At 35.9% G+C, this 22,800-nt stretch carries 28 protein-coding genes and 1 tRNA gene; 10 read left to right on the top strand and 19 right to left on the bottom strand.

Translation table 11 applies throughout. The annotated features are described in order from the left end of the window. Positions 1 to 1,002 (bottom strand): methylmalonyl Co-A mutase-associated GTPase MeaB (gene meaB / locus ACEYOS_RS03935; RefSeq protein ID WP_373747886.1); only part of this gene is annotated, 1,002 nt, incomplete at its 3' end. Positions 1,003 to 1,140: 138 nt separating this feature from the next. Here meaB and ACEYOS_RS03930 point away from each other — a divergent pair. From ACEYOS_RS03930 to ACEYOS_RS03915, 4 genes are read left to right on the top strand one after another with little or no spacing between them, the layout of a single operon-like run. Continuing rightward, positions 1,141 to 1,452 carry a cytochrome C gene (locus ACEYOS_RS03930; RefSeq protein WP_373709156.1) on the top strand — a complete coding sequence of 104 codons (312 nt, stop codon included), beginning with the start codon at positions 1,141 to 1,143 and terminating at the stop codon, positions 1,450 to 1,452. A 10-nt stretch (positions 1,453 to 1,462) separates the two neighbouring features. Beyond that, positions 1,463 to 1,804, top strand: a complete 342-nt coding sequence (locus ACEYOS_RS03925; RefSeq protein WP_373709155.1) for a tRNA-binding protein — start codon at positions 1,463 to 1,465, stop codon at positions 1,802 to 1,804. A gap of 23 nt (positions 1,805 to 1,827) precedes the next feature. Continuing rightward, entirely contained in the window at positions 1,828 to 2,526 is a 699-nt protein-coding gene (locus tag ACEYOS_RS03920; protein ID WP_373709154.1) for a 3'-5' exonuclease, read from the top strand. A 14-nt stretch (positions 2,527 to 2,540) separates the two neighbouring features. Then, positions 2,541 to 2,867: an SUF system Fe-S cluster assembly protein gene (locus tag ACEYOS_RS03915; protein WP_373709153.1), complete on the top strand. Its 327-nt coding sequence runs from the start codon at positions 2,541 to 2,543 to the stop codon at positions 2,865 to 2,867. 48 nt (positions 2,868 to 2,915) lie between these two features. Here the strand turns inward: ACEYOS_RS03915 and ACEYOS_RS03910 are convergent, their stop codons facing one another. After that, positions 2,916 to 3,317, bottom strand: coding sequence for an OsmC family protein (locus tag ACEYOS_RS03910; RefSeq protein WP_373709152.1), 402 nt, complete (start codon positions 3,315 to 3,317; stop codon positions 2,916 to 2,918). Between the two features lie 80 nt (positions 3,318 to 3,397). Then, on the bottom strand, positions 3,398 to 4,246 hold the full coding sequence (locus ACEYOS_RS03905; protein WP_373709151.1) for a hydroxymethylglutaryl-CoA lyase: 849 nt from the start codon (positions 4,244 to 4,246) through the stop codon (positions 3,398 to 3,400). 186 nt (positions 4,247 to 4,432) lie between these two features. Between ACEYOS_RS03905 and pepT the strand changes: the two genes are divergently transcribed. Together pepT and ACEYOS_RS03895 are read left to right on the top strand one after the other, a co-directional pair. Continuing rightward, a complete protein-coding gene (pepT, locus tag ACEYOS_RS03900; protein ID WP_373709150.1) occupies positions 4,433 to 5,692 on the top strand; it encodes a peptidase T in 1,260 nt (419 codons plus the stop codon). Between the two features lies 1 nt (position 5,693). Next, a complete protein-coding gene (locus ACEYOS_RS03895) occupies positions 5,694 to 6,254 on the top strand; it encodes a hypothetical protein (RefSeq protein WP_373709149.1) in 561 nt (186 codons plus the stop codon). A gap of 299 nt (positions 6,255 to 6,553) precedes the next feature. On the opposite strand, the gene ACEYOS_RS03890 is transcribed toward ACEYOS_RS03895, so the two are convergent. The 3 genes from ACEYOS_RS03890 to ACEYOS_RS03880 all read right to left on the bottom strand — a co-directional run bounded on the left by ACEYOS_RS03890 (position 6,554) and on the right by ACEYOS_RS03880 (position 8,594). Further along, positions 6,554 to 6,627: transfer RNA gene (locus ACEYOS_RS03890), tRNA-Asn, on the bottom strand. A 74-nt stretch (positions 6,628 to 6,701) separates the two neighbouring features. After that, a complete protein-coding gene (rseP, locus tag ACEYOS_RS03885) occupies positions 6,702 to 8,039 on the bottom strand; it encodes an RIP metalloprotease RseP (protein ID WP_373709148.1) in 1,338 nt (445 codons plus the stop codon). Between the two features lie 111 nt (positions 8,040 to 8,150). Further along, on the bottom strand, positions 8,151 to 8,594 hold the full coding sequence (locus ACEYOS_RS03880; RefSeq protein ID WP_373709147.1) for a DUF6646 family protein: 444 nt from the start codon (positions 8,592 to 8,594) through the stop codon (positions 8,151 to 8,153). A gap of 130 nt (positions 8,595 to 8,724) precedes the next feature. Between ACEYOS_RS03880 and ACEYOS_RS03875 the strand changes: the two genes are divergently transcribed. Next, complete coding sequence (locus tag ACEYOS_RS03875) at positions 8,725 to 9,483, top strand: amidohydrolase (RefSeq protein ID WP_373709146.1); 759 nt, start codon at positions 8,725 to 8,727, stop codon at positions 9,481 to 9,483. A 55-nt stretch (positions 9,484 to 9,538) separates the two neighbouring features. Here ACEYOS_RS03875 and ACEYOS_RS03870 read toward each other — a convergent pair whose 3' ends face one another. From ACEYOS_RS03870 to ACEYOS_RS03810, 13 genes are all read right to left on the bottom strand, one after another. Continuing rightward, positions 9,539 to 9,841 carry a thioredoxin family protein gene (locus ACEYOS_RS03870; protein WP_373709145.1) on the bottom strand — a complete coding sequence of 101 codons (303 nt, stop codon included), beginning with the start codon at positions 9,839 to 9,841 and terminating at the stop codon, positions 9,539 to 9,541. Positions 9,842 to 9,893: 52 nt separating this feature from the next. After that, on the bottom strand, positions 9,894 to 10,079 hold the full coding sequence (locus ACEYOS_RS03865) for a hypothetical protein (protein ID WP_373709144.1): 186 nt from the start codon (positions 10,077 to 10,079) through the stop codon (positions 9,894 to 9,896). Between the two features lie 6 nt (positions 10,080 to 10,085). Then, entirely contained in the window at positions 10,086 to 10,397 is a 312-nt protein-coding gene (locus ACEYOS_RS03860; protein ID WP_373709143.1) for a rhodanese-like domain-containing protein, read from the bottom strand. Then, positions 10,390 to 10,602: a DUF6132 family protein gene (locus tag ACEYOS_RS03855; RefSeq protein WP_373709142.1), complete on the bottom strand. Its 213-nt coding sequence runs from the start codon at positions 10,600 to 10,602 to the stop codon at positions 10,390 to 10,392. The genes ACEYOS_RS03860 and ACEYOS_RS03855 overlap by 8 nt, the downstream gene beginning before the upstream one ends. A 1-nt stretch (position 10,603) precedes the next feature. Further along, positions 10,604 to 11,215, bottom strand: coding sequence for a methyltransferase domain-containing protein (locus ACEYOS_RS03850; protein ID WP_373709141.1), 612 nt, complete (start codon positions 11,213 to 11,215; stop codon positions 10,604 to 10,606). Between the two features lie 55 nt (positions 11,216 to 11,270). Continuing rightward, the gene (locus ACEYOS_RS03845) at positions 11,271 to 11,645 is read right to left on the bottom strand and encodes a rhodanese-like domain-containing protein (RefSeq protein WP_373709140.1); all 375 of its coding nucleotides are present in this window, start codon (positions 11,643 to 11,645) and stop codon (positions 11,271 to 11,273) included. Next, entirely contained in the window at positions 11,645 to 13,054 is a 1,410-nt protein-coding gene (locus tag ACEYOS_RS03840) for a rhodanese-like domain-containing protein (protein WP_373709159.1), read from the bottom strand. The genes ACEYOS_RS03845 and ACEYOS_RS03840 overlap by 1 nt, the downstream gene beginning before the upstream one ends. A 92-nt stretch (positions 13,055 to 13,146) precedes the next feature. Further along, on the bottom strand, positions 13,147 to 13,521 hold the full coding sequence (locus tag ACEYOS_RS03835) for a hypothetical protein (RefSeq protein ID WP_373709139.1): 375 nt from the start codon (positions 13,519 to 13,521) through the stop codon (positions 13,147 to 13,149). Further along, a complete protein-coding gene (locus tag ACEYOS_RS03830; protein WP_373709138.1) occupies positions 13,518 to 14,324 on the bottom strand; it encodes a sulfite exporter TauE/SafE family protein in 807 nt (268 codons plus the stop codon). The genes ACEYOS_RS03835 and ACEYOS_RS03830 overlap by 4 nt, the downstream gene beginning before the upstream one ends. Positions 14,325 to 14,400: 76 nt before the next feature. Then, positions 14,401 to 14,844 (bottom strand): hypothetical protein, encoded by a 444-nt coding sequence (locus tag ACEYOS_RS03825; RefSeq protein ID WP_373709137.1) that lies wholly within the window; start codon positions 14,842 to 14,844, stop codon positions 14,401 to 14,403. A 95-nt stretch (positions 14,845 to 14,939) separates the two neighbouring features. After that, positions 14,940 to 16,931, bottom strand: coding sequence for a TonB-dependent receptor plug domain-containing protein (locus ACEYOS_RS03820; protein ID WP_373709136.1), 1,992 nt, complete (start codon positions 16,929 to 16,931; stop codon positions 14,940 to 14,942). A gap of 131 nt (positions 16,932 to 17,062) precedes the next feature. After that, on the bottom strand, positions 17,063 to 17,926 hold the full coding sequence (locus tag ACEYOS_RS03815; RefSeq protein ID WP_373709135.1) for a hypothetical protein: 864 nt from the start codon (positions 17,924 to 17,926) through the stop codon (positions 17,063 to 17,065). A gap of 107 nt (positions 17,927 to 18,033) precedes the next feature. Further along, complete coding sequence (locus ACEYOS_RS03810; protein WP_373709134.1) at positions 18,034 to 18,396, bottom strand: hypothetical protein; 363 nt, start codon at positions 18,394 to 18,396, stop codon at positions 18,034 to 18,036. Positions 18,397 to 18,528: 132 nt separating this feature from the next. Between ACEYOS_RS03810 and ACEYOS_RS03805 the strand changes: the two genes are divergently transcribed. The 3 genes from ACEYOS_RS03805 (at position 18,529) to lysA (ending at position 22,704) form a co-directional block, all read left to right on the top strand. Further along, the gene (locus tag ACEYOS_RS03805) at positions 18,529 to 20,049 is read left to right on the top strand and encodes a helicase HerA-like domain-containing protein (RefSeq protein ID WP_373709133.1); all 1,521 of its coding nucleotides are present in this window, start codon (positions 18,529 to 18,531) and stop codon (positions 20,047 to 20,049) included. A gap of 15 nt (positions 20,050 to 20,064) precedes the next feature. Further along, the gene (locus ACEYOS_RS03800; RefSeq protein ID WP_373709132.1) at positions 20,065 to 21,291 is read left to right on the top strand and encodes a PolC-type DNA polymerase III; all 1,227 of its coding nucleotides are present in this window, start codon (positions 20,065 to 20,067) and stop codon (positions 21,289 to 21,291) included. Between the two features lie 213 nt (positions 21,292 to 21,504). Continuing rightward, the gene (gene lysA, locus ACEYOS_RS03795; protein ID WP_373709131.1) at positions 21,505 to 22,704 is read left to right on the top strand and encodes a diaminopimelate decarboxylase; all 1,200 of its coding nucleotides are present in this window, start codon (positions 21,505 to 21,507) and stop codon (positions 22,702 to 22,704) included. Positions 22,705 to 22,800 lie beyond the last annotated feature (96 nt).

The raw sequence follows: 22,800 nt of genomic DNA, 5'->3' as shown, positions 1-22,800 counted from the left end.
TTTCTCCACAAAAATTTTTGCTTCTGAACTTGGATTAGATTTCAACTCAGAAGCATTTTTTTTATGCTCTTCGTAAAATTTTTCAGTCGATTGATCGGATTTTGTTTTTTGTAAAATATATTCCTGAACCCAATAATCAAAGCGTTTCTCTGCTTGCTTTTTCCGATTTTCTTCAAAGGTGTTATTTGATATTTTTAAATTGATAAAGCTTTCAATCTTTTCATAAACCTCTTCTAATCCATTATTATTTAAAGCAGAACCGAGCAGCACAGGAACTTTCCAGTTTTCTTCTTTTGACGGTAGAAAATGTAAAGCGCGAAGTAATTCAATTTTGGTATTTTTCGCTTTGAGTCGGTTATCTTCTTCTACTTTATTAATGAAGATTAGATCCACCATTTCCATAACTCCACGTTTAATGCCCTGTAGTTCATCGCCACCACCAATGATCTTTAAAAATAAGAAAACATCGGTAATGTCGGAAACCAGAACTTCACTTTGTCCAACACCAACGGTTTCAATTAAAATATAATCATAACCAGCTGCCTCACAGATCAACATCGATTCAAAAGTAGCATTGGCTATCCCACCTAGAAATCCAGAAGTTGGACTTGGACGAATAAAAGCATCTTTTTCCGTTGCCAATTGTTCCATTCGGGTTTTATCGCCAAGAATAGAACCTTTGTTTAAAGAGGAACTGGGATCAATCGCTAACACAGCAACTTTCTTTCCGTGTTGAATGGCTAACTTTCCAAAACTTTCAATAAAAGTAGATTTTCCCGCGCCAGGAACGCCGGTAATTCCAACTCGAACAGACTTTCCGGTAAAAGGTAACAGTTCTTTTAAAAGCTCTTCCGCTTGCGCTCGATGCTCTGATTTTTTGCTTTCTACCAACGTGATCGCTTTTCCGAGCAATCGTTTGTCGCCGGACCGTATTCCTTTTATGAGTTCTTGGTTAGAAAGGGTTTTCATTGATTCAAAAATACAAATCTTTTGTGAAATCATTTCATTTGTGATTTGGGTTTTTAGAGAATGGAAGATTTCTATTTAAGGATCATTTAGAAAACGCCATTTTAATTTATGGCGACCAAATAAATTTAAAAAGAAAAATGCCTATTTTTGAATAAACTAAAATTTAAGAAAATGAAGATCCTCACCAGAAATCAGAAAAGTTCAACTTATTATTTTTTAATTACCGCCGTCAGTGCCGTAGGAATTCTGTTTTCTTGTAGTCCTAAACAAGGAGTTGCCGGAACAAAAACGATTACAGCCGAACATCTCGCGCAAGGAAAAGTTGTCTTTAATAATTCTTGTGGAAAATGTCATGACTTACCAAACCCAAGCGATCATAATGCACAGGATTGGGTCGGAATTATGAACTCGATGGCGCCGAAAGCAAAACTAAATGAGGAGCAACATCAAATGGTTTACGATTATATTGTTTCTGTAAAATAATTTTAAACTAATGATAAAGCCTGAGATCAGTTGGGATGATTTTGAGAAAATCGATATCAGAACGGGAACAATTCTCTCTGCAGCTGATTTCCCAAAAGCTAAAAATCCTTCCTATCAGTTAGAAATCGATTTTGGAGATCTCGGAATTAAAAAGTCTTCCGCACAGATCACTGATTTATATCAAAAGGAAGAGCTCATCGGAAAGCAAATTATTGCAATCGTCAATTTTCCTAAAAAACAGATCGCCAACTTTTTTAGTGAATGTTTGATACTGGGCGTAATTGGCGAAAATAAAGAAGTCACCATTTTGAGTACGACATTACCAGTTGAAAATGGCTTATCTATTGGGTAAAACTATTGTTAAAAACTAAGATTATGATTCAAAATATTCCTTTAGAAAAAGTATTATTTCTGGATATTGAAACCGTTCCGCAATTTGGTAATTGGGAAGATTTAAATGAAACCGATCAATATCTTTGGGATAAAAAAACAAAATTCCAGCGTAAAGAAGAATTTACCGCGGAAGAATATTACACCGAAAGAGGTGGAATCATGGCAGAGTTCGGTAAGATCATCTGTATTACTGTTGGAATAGTAGAAAGAAACGGAAAGCTGAAGATCAAAAGTTTCTACGGCGATGATGAAAAAAAACTGCTGGAAGAATTTGGTGAAATCTTTAACAGCCCAAAACTGCGGGACGTGATTCTTTGCGCTCATAATGGAAAAGAGTTTGATTTTCCCTGGATCGCCAGACGCTTTTTAATTAATGGAATGCAACCGCCGCTTCCTTTTCAAATGTTCGGAAAGAAACCCTGGGAAATAGCGCATTTAGATACGATGGAACTTTGGAAGTTCGGAGATTATAAATCTTTTATTTCATTGGAATTATTGGCTCATCTGTTCGGAATTCCAACTCCGAAAGATGATATCGATGGTTCAATGGTGGCGTCAATCTACTACATAGAGAAAGACTTATTTAGAATCGTTCAATATTGTGAAAAAGATGTCTTAACTTTGGCAAATGTTTTTCGGCGAATGCGTCAGGAAGATTTATTAGAAAAAAGCGAAAATTAAACGTTCCCAATTAGATGAAATATACAGACGAAAAGATTGCCGAAATCGGTGAAAATATTATTGTAGCTCTCAAGACAGTTTATGATCCAGAAATTCCCGTTGACATTTATGAATTAGGATTAATTTATGATGTACAGATTTCTGACGAAGGTGCGGTGAAAGTGATTATGACTTTAACGACGCCCAATTGCCCGGTTGCTGAAAGTTTACCTGCAGAAGTTCGCGAAAGAGTAACGGAAGTGGAAGATGTAAAAGAAGTCGATTTGGAACTCACTTTTGAACCTTCCTGGAACAAAGATATGATGAGTGAAGAAGCCCGATTTGAATTGGGAATGTTCTAAAAAATAAATGCCGGAAATCTCCGGCATTCTTTATTTTATAAAAGTTTTTTACTCAAATTCAAACATCACCGTTCGTTGAACATTTGGGTGAATTGATAAAGCTACTGGACAGTTAAGTGCTGTATCTTCAATAAATTTCTTCTGTTCAGAAGTAAATTTTCCCGGAATTCTCACGATACAAAAAATCGTTCCGATTCTTTTCGGTTCCGGATGAGTTGATTTTTTCAATTCGCAAGTTGCACCGATAATATTGATTCCTCTTGGTTCTCCCAGAACAGCCACCGCCATTAACATTGATTGTCCAAAAGAAATTCCGAAAATATCTGAGGGAGAAAATAATTCTGAAGTTCCACCTTCTCTTAATGGCGCACAGGTCGTAATCGTGGCGCCTGATTTCTCGTGTTGTGAAACGATCTTGAAGTCACCTAAATAAGTAATTGTTGAGGTCATAGTATTGTGTTTATTTTATGATAAAGATAACGAATTCGTTTAACTTTTAAAACAAAACATCTATCATACTTCTTCTGTTATTAAAAATGGAAAATATCCTTCGCTTTATTATAAGCACTTTCGAAATTGAGTAAATTTAAGGTATGATCGATCTTTTCAACCGCCATAAAATTAATCACCTGTTCAGTCGGCATATTTCCAACCAGATCATCTTTTGCCATCGGGCAGCCACCAATTCCTTTGATGGCAGAATCAAATCTACGGCAGCCATTATCGTAGGCTGCTTTTAATTTTTTATAAGAATCTTCGTATCGATTATGAAAATGTCCACCAAAATCGATATCAGGATATTTTGCAGGAATTGTTTTAAAAAGCAGTTCAATTTGCTCCAATGATCCAGTTCCGGTCGTATCGGAAAGCAAAACATTTTTAACTCCAATATCATTAAATCGCTGAGCCCAGTAATCAACATCTGCTGCCTTCCACATTTCACCGTATGGATTTCCAAAAGCCATTGAAAAGTAAACATTTAGAACACGACCATCTGAATCTAAAAGTTCAGTGATCTTTTTAATATCATTAAAAGCTTCTTCCTGATTTTTATTGGTATTTCTATATTGAAAAGTTTCAGAAATAGAAAAAGGAAATCCTACAATATCTACCGCCTGATGACTGAGCGCTTTTTGTGCACCACGATAATTCGCAACGATAACTGAAAGTTTTGTATTAGAAACACCCTTATCAATTTCATCGACCACCGTTCCTGAATCTGCCATTTGAGGGATCGCTTTCGGGGACACAAAACTGCCACAATCCAACACATCAAAACCCACTTCCATTAGGGAATTAATATAATCAATCTTCTTTTGCGTCGGGATAAATTCACCCCAACCTTGCATGGCATCTCGTGGACATTCGGTTAGAAACATTTCTATTTTTTGATTTTCTCAAATATACCAAAACTTTAAAAAACCATTAAATAAATTTTAAAATATTTTAAAACACTGACTACTATATATTTAAGTTAATTTCACATTCTACTTCAGCCTAAATAAATTCGACATCTTTACCTTAACCTCAACGTAAAATTTTAACTTTGTTAAAAATATGCAATTATGACTACCCTAGAATTTAATCTCGATTGGAAACTGAAATTACAAAACCGTTTCATTAATTATGTCAAAATATATTCAACCAGTGATCCGGAAAGTGAATCAACGCCTTCTACTCCACAACAATGGGATATTGCAAAATATATTTTCGAAGAACTAAAAACGCTCGGCCTTACCGATGTTTCCATGGACGAGCAAGGCTATATTTACGCTTATGTTCCTTCAAATTTAGAAAATGACGATGAACCTGTTGTTGGATTTATTTCGCATTATGATACCTCGCCTGACTTTAATGGAGAAAATGTGAAACCTCAAATCTGGGATGATTATGATGGCGGTGATTTAATTTTAAATAAAGAAACCGGATTCACTCTTTCTTCCTCAAAATTCGAAACTCTAAAAGATTATGTCGGGAAAACTTTAATTACAACTGATGGAACTTCTTTACTCGGTGCCGATGATAAAGCAGGAATTGCCGAAATCGTTACGGCTGCAGAATACTTACTGGCACATCCCGAAATTAAACACGGCAGAATCGCGCTGGGGTTTACTCCTGACGAAGAGATAGGAAGAGGAGCACATCACTTCAATGTAAAGAAATTTGGCGCAGAATGGGCTTACACGATGGATGGAAGCGAAGTTGGTGAATTGGAGTACGAAAATTTTAATGCAGCGGGAGCGGTTGTAAAAATTCATGGTTTAAGCGTTCATCCTGGCTATGCAATTGGAAAAATGGTCAACGCATCTTTGTTGGCAGCAGAATTTGTTCAAATGCTTCCGGAGAACGAAACTCCTTCTACGACTAAAGGATTTGAGGGATTCTATCATTTAATGGACATTAAAGCAGATGTTTCTGAGGCGAAGATTCAGTACATCATTCGCGATCACGACAATGAAAAATTTGAAGCAAGAAAAAAACATATCACTGATGTAGTTTTAGACTTCAACAAAAAATTTGGAGATGGAACTGCGGAAATTGAAATAAAAGAACAGTACCGCAATATGAAGCAGCAATTCGAAGGAAAAATGCATATTGTGGATATTGCAGAACAGGCCATGAAAGACGCGAACATTGAACCTAAAATTAAAGCCATTCGCGGCGGTACAGACGGAGCACAGCTTTCTTATATGGGTTTACCTTGTCCAAACATTTTTGCGGGCGGAATCAACTTCCACGGACCTTATGAATATGTTTGTTTAGAATCAATGGAGAAAGCAGTGAAAGTGATTATCAACATTGGGAGAGCAGTGAAGAAAAGATAAAATGAAAAAAGTATTTGCTCTTCTTAGCATTCTCTCTTTTATACTTCATGAGGCTCAACTTGCAAAAGTTGAAGAATTAAATCAGACGTACAAACAAAAATCTAAAGAGATCTCTGAAAAATACGACAAGGTTTATTCTATAGATAGAAAAAAAGAAGAGGTAAAGATTATTATGGACCGACTCGAAGGTTATGAGCTGGCCATTAAAGAAATTCAGAAAGCAGAGAAGATAGTAGATGTTCTGCGCTATCAAAACCAATATACCCAACCGCCAGAATATGAATTTGGAATCAATAGTTTTCGAAGTATGATTGGACAATACTTTAATACGGATGCTGTGACCTTAGAAGGTAGCGTTGTTAGAACGATGGTTCGGTTTCTTGTACATGAACATGGCAATGTGAGTAATATTACCGCTATTGGAGATTATAGAGAATTTAACCTCTTAACTACAATCACGTTTTACGAAATACTAAATAAAGGAAAATGGAAACCTGCAGAATATAATGGCATTGCAGTGCGATCAGTACTAGAAGTTCCTATTACCATGAAATTTGAATAAATAAGCCCATCGAAAGATGGGTTTTTTGTTGACTTGATCTTTTTTGTAAAATATTGATTGAAGTAAATAACTTGATGGTCGTGCGTATTTCTATCTCATTCAATATTATCTTCCACCTTTTCCACCTAATAAAACCATATTTAAAAGTGATCTTCTTTGGAAAATAAAAGATCAATACAGTAACTCAGCAGCTTAAAATTCTTGTTCTTAAATAAAATTAGATTGTAAATCAACGACATAGAAAACATTTCATTCAAATATAAACACAAAAAAACCACCACATTTCTGTGATGGTTTTGCTCCTCCTCTTGGGCTCGAACCAAGGACCCTCTGATTAACAGTCAGATGCTCTAACCAACTGAGCTAAGGAGGAGTGTTGCTCTTTGCGCTAAGCGTCTGCAAATATAAAAACTTTTTTAGACTTGCCAAAATAAATTCAAGAAAATTTTAAAATTTTCCTGTGATCCATTTTAAAATATCATTTCCGAAGATGATAACCATCAGTCCCATTAGGAAAATCACGCCAATCATCTGCGCATTTTCTAAAACTTTTTGCGGAACCGGTTTTCCGGTGATCATTTCCCAAAGTGTGAAAACTACGTGTCCACCGTCTAATCCCGGAATCGGAATTAAATTAAGAAACGCCAACCACACCGAAAACATCGCCGTAAAGCTCCAGAAAAACTCCCAGTTGATGGTTTCTGGCATCATCTTGATAATTCCAATTGGTCCCGATACTTTTTTGTACCCTTGTGTTTTGGTGTTGAAAACAATTTTGAACTGTTTGATCTGCATCGTCAACACATCAATCGTTCTCGTTAAACCTCTAGGGATTGCCTCTCCTAAAGTGTATTTTTTATTGACAGCTGTTTTGTCAAATGCTTGCTGGGCGAAAGAAGTATCATTAGCAAATCCAAGCTTGCCTTCAGGAGTAACTTTTACGTTCACTTTCTGTGGCGCATTATTTCTTTCAATATCTAAAACAATGTCTTTATTTTTTAATTCAGAAAGTTGCGGTGCTAATTCATCAAAGAATTTTACTGAGTTTCCGTTAATTCCAACGATTCTATCCCCTTTCAGCAATCCTGCAGATGCAGCAGCGCCTTTCGGAAATAGACTATCAATAACAACAGGAGAACGTGGCCCGAAATACATCTTAGCTTCATTCTCTGCCAATACATCTGCCACACCATCTTCGTTCACCGGGAATGTCACTTCTTTACCATCTCTTAAAACAGTTGCCTCATTTGCAAAAAGCATATTGATGGTAGAGGTTTCCATTCTTTCAGCTGGCTTACCATCGATTTTAAGGATTTTATCTCCGTTTTGCAGACCCATTTTTTGACCTGCAGAAGAGACAGAAACACCGTCTGTAAACTTTGAGTTATCATGAAATTTTTCCCCTTTAAAATAACTTAATGAAGAATAAATGAACCAAGCTAAAAAGAAGTTTACCGTAACTCCACCCAACATAATGATCAAACGTTGCCACGCTGGCTTGCTTCTAAATTCCCAAGGTTGAGCAGGTTGTTTCAACTGTTCAGTATCCATACTTTCATCAACCATACCGGCAATTTTCACATAACCACCAAACGGTAGCCACCCAATTCCATATTCGGTATCACCAATTTTTTTCTTTGCAATAGAAAACCAGGGATCAAAGAAAAGATAAAATTTCTCTACTTTGGTTTTAAAAAGTTTCGCGGGAATAAAATGCCCCAATTCGTGAAGAACCACCAGAATTGAGATGCTCAATATAAATTGAAATAACTGTATTAATGTCATTGAATAGGTTTAATTTATTTTAAAGAGTGCGAAGATACAAATTATCAAAAGTATGCCCAACAAAAAAGGTCCTCAAAAATGAGAACCTTTAATCTTATATATCTGATTTTCTTACAAGTTGAAAGAAACTCCGATCGCTCCGTTATTTCCAGCTTCAAGGAAGATACCAACGTTATTGTTGAAGAAATATCTAACACCTAAATGCGCTCCAAAATAAGTTCCGCTTTTACCTAATAAACCTAAATCAATACCTGGATAAATATCCCAGTTTGAAGGAAGTCCTAATGGCTCTTGTAAGTGAAAGTTTAATCTACCGAATACTCCAAAGTCATCATCTGCATATTTGTCGTTATCGTGGTCAAAAAAGAAGTTAGCACCCGCACCAACTGAAATTAGTTTAGATAAACCATAATCGTAAGTAGCAGTAATACCTGTACCATAACCCCAACCATTAAATCCAACCTGGATTTTTTGATCGCCTTTTCCTTGCCATGCTTGTGCAAATGCCATTTGTCCTAAGAAGAACATTGAGCATACTAAGAGTAACTTTTTCATAATGTTAAAATTTTTAATGTTATTTATTTAATGATACAATTCACCATTCAAAAATGAGACCACTTTATGATAATATTAACTTTTCATGTTAAAAAATTGTATATTTATTGACATTATAAATAATTTATAAATGAAAGCTTTAAAAATCACCGCTTTAAATTTAGATATTTCCTGGAAAAATAAAATTGAAAATTATGAAAAAATAGAGCAATCCTTTAAAAATGTTGAAGCAGATATTTTAATGCTGCCTGAAATGTTTTCTACTGGCTTTTATATGAGACCAGAAGAGATCGCCGATCGAAACGAAGAAACCCTAATTTGGATGAAACAATTTGCCAAACATAAAAACAGCGTCGTTTGCGGAAGTGCTTCTATTCATGAAGAAGGAAAATTCTTCAACCGTTTTTATTTTGTTGAGCCTAATGGAAATTTTTCATCCTACGATAAAAGACATCTGTTCTCTTACTCTGGTGAAGACAAAAAATACAGTGCAGGGAAAGAGCGCGTAGTTGTAAGTTATAAAGGTTGGCGAATTTTACTGCAAGTTTGTTATGATTTACGCTTCCCAATTTTTTCCCGAAACAATAGTGATTACGATGTTATACTTTACGTCGCCAACTGGCCAAAAAGCAGAATTGACGCCTGGCAGACTTTATTAAAAGCCAGGGCGATTGAAAACCAGGCCTACGTTTTTGGATTAAACAGAATCGGAACTGATGGAAACAATCTGGAATATCCGGAAAGTTCGTATTGCTTTTCCGCTGATGGAACAGAAATCTCCAAAACAGATAACAATATTGTATCGGCGAATTTAGATTTAGAAAAACTCCAGGAGTTTAGAACGAAGTTTCCGTTTCTATCAGATCGGGATGAGTTCTTCTATCAATGAAAAATTTCCTTCTATAATATAAAAGGAAATTTTTCATTGATAAGATTTAATTCAATCAAGAAGCAAACTTATTCAAAAGTGTCGTTAAAGTATTGACATCATGTACTCCACTTTCTTTGTAAAGCATTTCCCCTTTTTTGAAAACCGCTAACGTTGGTACTCCACGAACACCATATTCAGCAGCTATCGATGGAAACTGATCAATATCGATTTTTACAATTCTGGCCATATCGCCAATATTCTCTTTTACGGTATTTAAAACCGAAGACTGCACTTTGCACGGGCCGCACCAAGTAGCAAAAAAATCGATTAATACAGTACGTTCTGAATCTATAAGTTCTTTAAATTTTTGTGACATCACTTTAAATTAAATAGTTAATAATAATTTTTCAACTAGAAGTTTAGTTAGTTTATTCTTCTTCCCTTTTTTCTGGAACTTGACAAGCTCCCGCGGCACATCCAAATTTGAATATCGCCATCGCCATAAAATATAAGCCGAATGGAATCATGAACCAAACTCGATCATTCGCAGCGATGAGAACAAAAAATAGGCCTGCTGCTAAATAGAGAAATCTACTCAAAGTCCAGGTTTTCATTGGTTTTCATTGGTTTAATTTATTTTGAAGCGAACTCCAACCACCTCCATTATAAGCTTCGAAACCATTTTGCTGGAGAATCGATTTCGCTGAAGCACTTCGCATTCCGCTGGCACAACAAGTGATGATTGGCTTTTTCAAATCTAGTTTCTTCATCTCGCTTTGCAGTTGTTGCAAAGGGATATTTTTCGATTGTTTGATGTGTTCACCATTAAATTCCGCAGGGGTGCGCACATCAATTATTTGAGCACCAGTAACCAAAAGCTCTTTATAATCTACTTTATTAGAGTTAAAAAGGTTTTTAATAAAATCAAACATGCTCTTCTTTAATTTTAGATTTTTGGAATACCGAAAACATCAAATAGCCCATCACCATTCCGTATGCAGTTGAATTAAATGGTTTTGACGTAATTGCGCAGCTTCCGGTTGTACAGCCGATGAAATGATAATAAGCGTATCCTAAAATTCCACCAACTAGAATTCCAACTAAACCAAATTTATATTTTACTAAAAAATTCATCATTTTAAATCTTTTTTTTGAGGTTAAGAAAAATCTCACTTCCCTTTCTGGATGGAATACTGTTATAGCATTCTTCCATCTTTTGAACATTAAAATCATTATTAAAAAGATTCTGATATTCTAAGACACTTCCCCCAAATGGCGGACCGTCTTTTTCAAAATTCCTATTAAATAGTACGCCAACTATTCTTCCGCCTTCATCAAGCAGCTCATGCATTTTTTCTACATATTGAGGTCGTAACTCAGGACGAAGTGCGCAGAAAAAAGTTTGTTCTATAATCAAATCATAGTTGCCTTGATGATTGAAGAAATCTTCGCAAATTACCGTGACTCCTTTCTTATTTTGATATTTATCTTTTAAGATCTGAACAGCTGTCTTCGAAATATCTAAGATTGTAATATTTGTAAATCCGAGATTCCAAAGAAATTCTACTTCATATGCATTTCCACAACCTGGAATTAAAATGCTCGCTCCTTTATTGGGGTATTGTAAAATATAATCTTCAATTGCAGGCGAGGAGTAACCAATATCCCAACCTGTTGATTGGTTTTCCCACCTTTCTTCCCAATAATTTTTATCGAGCGTTTTTTGATCAAGAGAGAAATCGTCGTTCATTACCACTATGGAGTGAATTAAAGCGGATTCAACTCCGCAAGATCTTCACAATTGTTTATTTTGCTTCGTTGTTAATTGCAGTGACATTTTTTAGTGTCTTCGCATCATAAATATTTTCAATTCCATTTTTTTTCAAAATTTCAACTGCCTTTGCAGCTTGTTTTCCGCTGTTACAGAAAATCACAACTTGTTTTTGTTTTCGGAAAAAGTCAAGATTATCTTCAATTTGGGCTAAAGGAATATTAATTGCACCAGGAGCTGTTTTTTCAGCAAACTGTTCCGGAATCCGAACATCAACCAAAGTGGTTTCTGGATTCGTAACCATTGCTTTCACTTCTGTGCGAGAAGCGTCTGGCATTGGTGCTGCAGTTTTACAAGACCATAATCCCAGTGAAACCGCACCTATAATTAAAAGATTTTTTAAATTCATTATTTTAAAGTTTTGCTTTGACAGACGAAATTGCTTTTAGGAACACTGGTTTCTTTAATGGCACCAAATCCTCCTTCTATTTCTGTAAAATTTCTAATTCCTCTGGAGTTCAAAATACTTGCAGCAATCATGCTTCTGTATCCACCTGCACAATGCAGGAAGAAATGCTCGTCTGGATTTAAATCTGTAGCCCATTCATTAATATCAACCAACGGTCTGCTGTATGCTTCATCAACATGTTCGGCAGCATATTCAGTCTCGTTTCTCACATCGATCACTTTCGCATCTGCTGTTAATTGATCTGCAAAAGTTTCAACAGAAATTCTGTTCACCGTATCCACTTCATTTCCTGAGTTGTTCCAGGCTTCAAAACCACCATCCAAATATCCGATAACGTTATCGAAACCGACTCTGGCTAAACGTGTAATCGCCTCCTCTTCTGCATTTAGATCAGTTACCAATAAAATCGGTTGTTGTACATCTACGATCATGGCTCCAACCCAAGGTGCAAAATCGCCCTGCAATCCAATATTGATCGAATTGGGAACAAATCCTTTTTGAAAATCCGCCGCATTTCTGGTGTCTAAAATAAGCGCTCCTGTATCTTCTACAACGGCTTCGAAATCTTGTGCGGAAACTGGCTGTGATCCTTTTTTAAGAATGGTATCAAAATCTTCATAACCACCTTTGTTCATCGCCACATTCATTCCGAAATATTTTGGTGGCGCCGTCAAACCATCCAGAACTTCTTTTATAAAAGATTCCTTGTTAGGTTGGTTCAAAGCGTAGTTGGTTTTCTTTTGATTGCCTAAAGTATCAACGGTTTCTTTCTGCATATTCTTTCCACAGGCAGAACCTGCGCCATGTGCCGGATATACCGTAATATCATCAGCGAGAGGCATAATTTTATTCTGTAAACTGTCGTATAAAATTCCGGCTAGTTCCTCCTGAGTCATGCTCGCCGCTTTTTGCGCCAAGTCTGGCCTGCCAACATCGCCTAAGAACAAAGTATCTCCACTGAAGATTGCAGTTTCTTTTCCGTTTTCATCAATTAAAAGGTAAGTTGAACTTTCCATGGTATGACCTGGCGTGTGCAATACTTTTATTTTGATTTTTCCGATTTCAAAAATTTGTCCGTCTTCGGCGATGATCGCCTCGAAATCAGGATTTGCAGTTGGTCCGTAAACAATTGGCGCACCCGTTTTCTTGGATAAATCAACATGCCCAGAAACAAAATCTGCATGAAAATGAGTTTCAAAAATATATTTTAATTGAACACCATCTTTTTCTAACCGATCAGTATAAGGTTTGGTCTCTCTCAAAGGATCGATGATTACTGCTTCATTTTCAGAAACAATATAATACGCTCCCTGAGCCAAACATCCTGTATAAATTTGTTCTACTGTCATCATAATTATATTTTTATTAATAAAAACTCCCCCTTAAAAAAAGCAGAATTTTCAGTAAATATTATATTTCTATTAAACGTAAGCTTTATTACTTACTCTTCTATCTCCCTGTATTCGGTAACATTTCCCTGACCGTCAGTTGTTTTTCCACCGGATCCCAGAGCTCCTTCCCACATCATTTTTTCATTAGCAAAAACAGGTTCGCCTTTGGTATTGATTTTTTTAGCGATCAGCACTTCTTCAGGCTTACCATTTTGCTCGATTCTCACGGCAATATTTTCTCCTTGTGCAAAATAAGTAACCCCAATTACTTCGCCTTTGTCATTCTTTAACTTGGTTGTTTCCTGAACCAAACTAACTTCATTAGGATCTTTTACGGAGCCCGTGGTTGTGTTGCTGGTTGTGTTTTCTTTTTTACATGCTGTTAGTAAAAACAGTCCCAAGGTAAAAATCAATAAGTTCTTCATATTGCTATTTGTTGTTTAAAAAAAATTTCTTTAATAATGATAAATAATCCCATGATCAGTACGATCCAACCGAATGCTGGTTTCAATTTCCGACCATCTACGTTTTTTGCAAATGCGATTCCTACAAAAATCCCCAATACAGAAAGGGCTGAAAACGTCAATAGGAAAGTCCAGTCGTGAGCCACCATTTTCATGGTACTTAAAAACCCTAAAATAGAGTTCATGGCGATAATAAACAAAGATGTTGCAACGGCTCTTTTCATCGGCAAGCCAATGAGCATCACTAATGCTGGGACAATTAGAAAACCGCCACCCGCTCCAATCAATCCCGTTATAATTCCGACCAGAAGTCCTTGTGATATTAGAATTGTGTAATTATTCCCATTTTGTTTTCTGCCTGAAGGTCGTTCGTTTTTACGGATCATTTTAGTCGAGGCAATCAACATTAGGATCGCGAAAAGAAAAAGCAAGAACATGTCTTTGGTCATCGTAATTCCCCAACGATTGATAATATATTCTGGCAAATGAGGCAAAACTAACCTCCTCGAAAACAAAACACCTAAAACTGATGGAATACCGAAAATGAACGCCGTTTGAAAATCAATCATTTTCTCTTTGATAAAGCCTGCTGAACCTACCAAACTGGTCACTCCAACGACGAAAAGAGAAAGCGTTGTCGCCGTGATTGGATCAAACCCAAAAACGTAAACAAAGATCGGTACACTCAAAATACTTCCACCACCGCCTATTAATCCCATCACGAGACCAATAACGATTGCAGAAAAATATCCTAATAACTCCATCTAAATAATTTTAGCAAAAATACTCTTTAATTTTTGCATAAACAGTGACCGAAGTTACACAAGACCAATTACTCATTTAATTAAAATCTATAATTTGAAGCGATTTTGCACCAACTTCTACGGTATCACCCTTATTTTTTGCTTTGATATTTTGGAAAACTGGAGCGTGATCAGAAAAGGCGAGCACTTCTTTATTTCCAAATTGGAAAGGAGGAACAGAAATTCCGACGAATAAGAAGTTTTGGTCGGTTTCAACCAGCGTTCCTTTTTCAATTTTATCGTGTTTTTCTTTTAATTCTCCTTCTACAAAAGCAAGGCTTTGTTCTGCTTCTCTAAGTGTTTTCTCATACCGAAGCTGCATATCTTTTGCTTGCGTTTGCTGGGAAAAATCTTCGGGATCATGAGTGCTTTCTTCATCAAGATCAGACGCAATCTTATAACGCTCAACCGATTGTTTCAAACTTTCGATAACAACTTTTTGTTCTTCGATAATGATGTTGATGATATCTGTTCTTTTCATGATTTTATTTTTTGTTATCTACCAAATTTACAGAAATTTTTCGGGAACCTGTTTTTAGAAAAGCCAACATTTGGCAGGTCTTAATTTTTCCAGTACTACCAGCTAAAATTCATATTGATAAAGAAATTACGTCCGGGCTGTGGAATCTTATTCCAATCTGAATAGGTGGTAAAGTTTCTATCAAAGATATTTTCAACACCGATCTTCGTATAAATTTTAGTTTGACCTAAAGGAAGTAAATATCCAAAGTTCGCATTGAAAATCGTATAAGCTGGAGTTTCAGACTCTCCATATTGTGGTGCAAAATTCTGATATTTTGTATTTCCAAAAACGGCAACTTCCGAGGAAAATTTATTCTTCTCATATCTTAAAGAAGTTTGATAACTGAACGGACTCATAAAAGGCAGATTACCATTCTCATTATCTTTTCCTCTGGTATAAACGAATTGCGTTGTCCATTTTAAAGGATCAGCGATTTGTAGTTCTGTAGATAAACTGATATTAAATAAAGTGGCGTAATCTAAAGCAGTATAATTTTTCACTCCACTTGCGCCAATCGTCATCGGCACTAAATTGTCAATTATTTTACCAACGATGTAATCAGAAATATGAAAATAAGAGGACGAAACTTTAGCGCTGTATTTTTCTTTTTTTACGCCTACAAAAGCATTGGCTTCTAAGGAAGATTCGTTTTTAAGATTGGGATTTCCGATATAATCGTATTTCTCAAAACTATTGAATAAATAAAATCCATAACCTTCAGAAACCGACGGCGCGCGATCGCCATATCCTAAACCAAAACCAGCCTGAAATCCATTTTTATCAAACTGATAATTCGCAGCGAAACTCTTTAAAACTCTGGTTTTTTCTGCATTCATTTCTGGATAAAAAATCTGTAAACTGTTTAAGCCAAATTCACTTTCGATCTTGTTCTGATGCATCGTTACTGAGGCTGATAATTTCAAACTAGAATTTTCGGACAATTTAATTTGATCTTCTAAGTAAAGTGCCTGAGCAAGCGTTCTCACATCCGGCCACGTCAACATGAACATGAGTTTTTCGCTTTTGTCTTCCGGATACATCGTCATTTCTGCACGGGATTTATTGTAAAACCCATTGATATTCAATAATAAATTATGATTGTTGAAAACTGCTTTCAAGTGAGAATAGTAACCATAAGTTTTACTCCAGCCAGGCATATCCATGTGAATAGGAACGTTTGGTCGTTTGGTATCATCCATTCTGTGCATGATAGTATTAAAGTAAACTTTGCTTTCCCAACTTTTCAAGAAATTGCTTTCTGGCAACATCTGGAACTTTAAAGAAGTAATCAAAGCTTCAGCAACTGACACATCCATCGGCAAAGCAGGATAACCGACATCATTGGCTTTGTCATAAATTACAGACGCTTCTAACAATTTATTTTCACCCAACTTCACTCCAGAAATTCCGGAAATATTTATTTTTTGAAATTGAGAATAAGGGATTTCGATATTGCCACCAGCTTTATAATTCTCGGCATCACGCATCATAAAATTAACGTCGGTGTAGAATTTCTCCGATTTAAATTTTGTTCCGGCACCAAAGATCTTTTGTTGATTCACTGATTCGTAACCGCTATTAACATTAAAGTTCCATTTATTTTGACCAAAGATCATTTTGTTTCGTTTCAAATCAATAGAACCGCCAATGGTATTTCCGTGGCAAGATCCTTCCTGACCTGAACTGATGCTGGCTTCCATTAAATTAGAAACTTCGATGTAGGAAGTAATAGGATCCATTTTATCGGTACACGCACCAAAAATCCGCATTCCATCAATAGTGACCAAAGTTCTTTCCGTCGGCAATCCATTAATCAGTGGTTCCCAGGCATAAGCACCGCGTTTTACCATATCAACCTTCGCAGATTTCTGCAGATATTCATCAATTGAACCTAAGGGTTTATTTTCTTTGCTGGAAATTTTAGTAGTTCCAATCACAATAACTTCTTGAATATGTTGTGATTTTATAGAGTCTGATGAATATTCCTGTGCAAAACCATTGGTAAACAGAAGAACAAAAATATTCACAAGTGCGTATCGTTTCATGATAAAGCTTTTGATTAGTAGGATGACTGTAAACCTTTAATTAAAAAGATTTACCTCAAAAAAAATTAGAGAAAACCAAGACTAATTACTTTTAATTGGACTAATCAGCCTTGATTATTTTTGTAATGAATTTAGAAATCGATTTCGAAAAAGATGGTGCTCGCAAGATTGGTTTCTGTAACTTCCTGTCCGCCTACAACAGTTCCATCAGGTTTTGCTAACTGCAAGTTAATTTTCCAGTAACCCGTCATGGTTAAAGCAAGTTTACCATTGTATAATTTTCCAGCAATTGTTTGTGTTGGATGAACATTGTTGGGCGAACTGTGATTTCCCATTCCTGGCATTCTTGGATCTACTTTTACCGTGTAACCATCTACCACCGGGAAAGTCATCATATCCTGCATTTTCCAAACGCCGACAGTCAGATCATTCACTGCTACTTTTGGAGATTTAGGTTCGATGAAAGCCACGATATATTTCACACCATCGCTTCCCAGAAAAGCATTCACTGTTTTTTTGGTTTCAACAGGAACATTTATTACGGTTGTTGCAGAGTAAGAATTAGATCCAATCGTATAATCAATTTTCAAGTCCCAGTATTCGGTTGCATTTCCTGGCATTTGGAAAACGATGTAACCAGCATACAAAGATCCGTCAGAGTTTACTTTTTGAACCGCAGAATTCGGGGATGAATGCATCATTGAAGCCATGTGCATCATCGGCTTCCAAGTAATGGTTGCGTTTTTTTCGTACTGATTGGTGGCTTTATTTTTAATGCGAAGGGTAATATCATTGTGACCCAAATTGGTTGCGCCAGTTTTAGAATACAGTTCTATGATATGAGTATCATTGGAAATTTCTTTAATTTTTAATAAACCTTCGATCTCCGTGTTTGGATTAACTATTTCGACAGAATCGTCATCAGAGGTACGACAAGAAATTACAAGGAATGCTATTGCCAATAAGGCAAATAGAGTTTTGAATGAAAATTTCATTTTTTGAATTTTAAGTGATAATTTGATTTAAGATTTTCTCTTTAGAAGAGTAGGTTAAACCACTCCTGTTTCAATTGAAAAAGAAGAAGCTCATAGAATAGATCAAATTACACTTGCGGTGGATGCGGTAAAATACGCAAAGAAATTTCTGGAATAAACAATTCACGATAGCTAAAATTTCTACCTTCAGCAGGAGCCAAATTTTGCTTTTTAATAAAATAATCAGCAGGTGAGGTCGGCAAAATATTGAATTCGAAAGCGTATTTCACCAAATTAAAAGGGTTCGTACTTTTCTCACTCTCTATTTTCATTTGACATTTCCCGTGACATTTCAAACTGGGCTTGTCCCTGTTCACACAATGAATTTCATAAAAATCCTGGTTAATCTTATAATCGATCATAAAAAGCGAGTTCTGAAAACTTGCTCCAAATATGATAAGTGATAATATGACCGTTGTTATGGATTTCATGACGAGTCAAAATTAAGACTTTTTCATCTTAATTAAAAATGACATTCATCAGTTACGACAATTAAGAAATTTCTGTCAATCGATTTATAATCTTTATTATTTTTTATCTTTATCCATTCAAATAAATTAAAGATGGTAGATAAAGCAAAATTCATCCAGGAAATTTCTACAAGATATACCCCAAAAGGTGAATTTATCACTTTAGGAAAAGCGATGCTCGATGGTGAAGTCGTTACGGAAGTTGATGTAACTATTCCTTTAAAAACAATCAACCGTCACGGCTTAATTGCTGGAGCAACGGGAACAGGCAAAACAAAGACGGTTCAGGTTTTTGTGGAGCAACTTTCGCACGCCGGAATTCCGTCTTTGGTTTTAGACATTAAAGGAGATTTCTCCGGAATTGCGGAGCCAGGAACAGAAAACGCCATTATTACTGACAGATATTCCAAAACAAAACTCCCTTATCAAGCGCAATCTTTTCCGGTGGAACTTATGTCGATTTCTGGCGAGAAAGGCGTAAAGCTTCGTGCGACCGTTACGGAATTTGGACCTTTGCTTTTAAGTAAAATTTTAAATTTGAATGATACCCAGAGCAGTATCATGTCGATTGTTTTTAAATATTCGGATGATAAAGGCTTGCCTTTAATTGACCTCGAAGATTTGAAGAAATTATTGCAATATCTGACTGATAACGACCGAGGAAAAGCGGATTTAAAAAGTAGTTACGGTTCTATTTCACCGGCTTCTTTAGGTGCAATTTTACGTTCAATCGTTGCTATGGAACAACAAGGTGCAACCGAGTTTTTTGGCGAACCGAGTTTTGACGTGCATGATCTATTACAAACCCGCGACGGAAAAGGAGTTGTCAATATTTTAAGAGTTCAAAATATCCAAAGTCAACCCCAGCTTTTTTCTACCTTTATGCTTTCTCTTTTCGCAGAGATCTATATGACCTTTCCTGAGGAAGGCGATAGTGGAAAGCCAAAACTTGTTCTATTTATCGATGAAGCACATCTTATTTTCAAAGAAGCGAGCAAAACTTTATTGGCACAAATTGAAACGATGGTAAAACTCATCCGTTCAAAAGGAGTTGGAATTTATTTTATTACTCAAATTCCAGGTGATGTTCCAGAAAATGTTTTGAGCCAATTGGGAATGAAAATTCAACATGCGTTGCGCGGTTTCACGGCGAAAGACAGAAAAGAAATTTCGAAGGCAGTAGAAAATTATCCGATCACCGAATATTACGATGCCGGACAACTCATACAAAATCTGGGAATTGGTGAAGCATTCATCACGGCTTTAGACGAAAAAGGAATTCCAACTCCTTTGGTTCATACTTTTCTCATTTCACCCGAAAGTAGAATGGATATCTTGACCGAGTCGGAAGTTTCGGATTTAACGGGCAAATCTGCCTTGGTGCAAAAATACGAGCAAACCGTCAATAAAGATTCTGCGTACGAAATGTTGACCACCAGAATGGACCAAGCGGTAGAAGATGCCGCCCCAACAATAAAAAAATCCGTCACAAAAGAGCAACCCAACATTTTTCAAGAAGTCATTGGCAGTAGAGCCGGAAAAACTTTTATGAATACTTTTGCCAGAGAATTGGGTAAGTTTGCTTTAGGAATGATCACAGGAAAAAGACGATAATTTAATCACAATAATTTGTATTCAGTAATTGATATAGAAAGCAACGGTGCGCCTTTCCGTAAAGAAAGCATCATCGAAATCGCCGTGTATAAATATGACGGCCATCGTATTATCGATCAGTTTATTTCTTTGGTCAACCCCGAAAGTGACATCACGCCATTTGTACAGAAATTGACGAAAATATCGCCGAAAATGGTTAGAACTGCACCGAAATTCCACGAAATAGCCAAAAGAGTGGTTGAGATTACGGAGCACACCACTTTAGTTGGACATAACATCGAATTTGATTATCGAATGCTTCGGCAGGAGTTTAAAAGATTAGGTTATGAATTCAAGACCAATACGATAGACACGATTCCTTTAGCCAAGAAATTAATTCCCGCGGCAGAAAGTTACAATTTAGGAAAGCTGGTGAAATTCTTAGGAATTCCATTGGTTGATCAACATCGCGCGTCAGGAGATGCGAAAGCGACTTTGGAATTGTTTAAACTATTAATGATTAAAGACAAGGATTCTGAAATCATTCAACAACATCATGATGAGGTTAACGCCAAATCTTATTTGAATAAAGTTCGCGATCTCACCCAGGATTTGCCTGCAGAAAAAGGGATTCTCTATTTCCAGGATCAAGACGGAAAAATTATTTTTTCTGATTTTGTAGATGATTTAAATAAATTTTCAAAGGGAGTTTTCCACTCCAAATCCAAACGATGGATTACGATTCAGGAAGACGTGGAGCAAATTCAATATGAATTAACTGGAAATGATATTCTGGCGAAACTCATGATGAGAACTAAAGGTTTGAAAAAGAGTGAGAAATTAGCCTTCGGTCTTTATCACAAAAGTGATCAATATTTCGTCGATAAAATCAGTAATCAGCAAGTTGATAAACCGTTATTGAAATTCAAATCTTTTACGCAAGGAATAAAAGCAGTAAGTTTTATTAAAAGCCGAGGCGATTTAAAAGAATTAAAAAATCTACAACAATTGATCGCCATTAATAAGAAAGATGAATTGTGGCTGTCAACAGGAAGAACACTAGGTGAAAAATCATTCTTCCTTTTCGAAAAAGGGAAATTAAGTTCTTATGGATTTTACGACTTATATACCCAAATAGAATCATTACAAAAATTATCAAGTTTAAAAATTGAAATCGATTTCTTAACCGCAGATCTGCAAAATGATTTTAAAATGGGACTTTTGAGAGGAGATTTTGAAATTGCGCCAATTCCCTTAAAATAAATAGTATAGAATTAAATTAAAAATTTTAATTTTGACCAGAATTTAACGAAACAAAATAATGAACGTTCTTAACTCTATAAAAAAGGTTGCTTCTAAGGGAAAAAAGTTTTTCTCTAAAGCAAACTCTGTGGGTTAAGGGCAGGTATTTTAACAATATTTTGAAGCAGGCCTTTTTGGGGTCTGCTTTTTTAATTTAAAAAAAAACAAGATTTTATGACCGATAAAAATTTAATGAAGATCGCCGAGGAATTCGGGACACCAACTTATGTTTACGACGCAGAAAGCATCAAAAATCATTATGAAAAACTAACGTCTTCTTTTCATAAAAGCACCCGGTTTTTCTACGCTGCAAAAGCCCTGACCAACATTAATATTTTAAAATATATTAAAAACTTAGGTGCTGGTTTAGATTGCGTTTCCATTAATGAAGTGAAATTAGGTCTGAAAGCGGGATTCACTTTTGATAAAATTCTCTTCACGCCTAACTGCGTTGATCTTTTGGAGATTGAAGAAGCGATGGCTTTAAAAGTTCATATCAACATTGATAACATTTCGATTTTAGAACAGTTCGGAAACAAGTACGGAAACTCCTACCCGATCTTTGTGAGAATCAATCCGCATATTTACGCGGGCGGCAATCATAAAATTTCTACGGGACATATCGATTCTAAATTTGGAATTTCGATTCACCAACTTCGTCACATCACCAGAGTTATGAAATCGACGAACCTTCGAATAGAAGGTCTTCACATGCATACTGGAAGTGAAATAAAAGATCCCGAAGTTTTTATACAAGGTTTAGAAATTATGTTTGAAATGTCTGAACATTTCCCGGATTTAAAATACATCGATATGGGAAGCGGCTTCAAAGTTCCGTACCAAGACGGTGATTTAGAAACTGATGTAAAAACATTGGGTAAGAAAGTAGAAAAAGTCCTGGCTGAATTCCAAAAAGAAACAGGGAAAAAATTCGAGTTATGGTTTGAACCGGGAAAATATTTGGTGAGCACCAGCGGACATTTTTTGGTCAAATCAAATGTGATCAAACAAACAACAGCAACTGTTTTTGTGGGAATCAATTCAGGATTTAATCATCTAATTCGTCCGATGTTTTACGATTCTTATCACATCATCGAAAATCTTTCTAATCCAAAAGGTGCCGAAAGAATTTATACCGTCGTGGGAAACATCTGTGAAACCGACACTTTTGCCTGGGATCGAAAATTAAATGAAGTTCGCGAAAATGATATTTTGGTTTTTAGAAATGCCGGAGCGTATGGTTTTGAAATGAGTTCTAACTTTAATTCGAGATTAAAGCCTGCCGAAGTTTTATTTTTAGATGGAAAAGCGCATTTAATCCGACGACGCGAAGAATTCGAAGACTTACTAAAAAATCAAATTGAAGTGTTGTAATGTCATGTTCTGAACCATTTTTATCAAAGGGTTTTTCGTAAATTTACCTTTTAAAAGTAATAGTATGAAAAAGTTATTTTTCCTTTTCATTTTCAC

This window comes from Kaistella sp. (genome assembly GCF_041824135.1).
Taxonomy (GTDB): domain Bacteria; phylum Bacteroidota; class Bacteroidia; order Flavobacteriales; family Weeksellaceae; genus Kaistella.
This window is presented reverse-complemented; position numbering and strand designations above follow the sequence as displayed.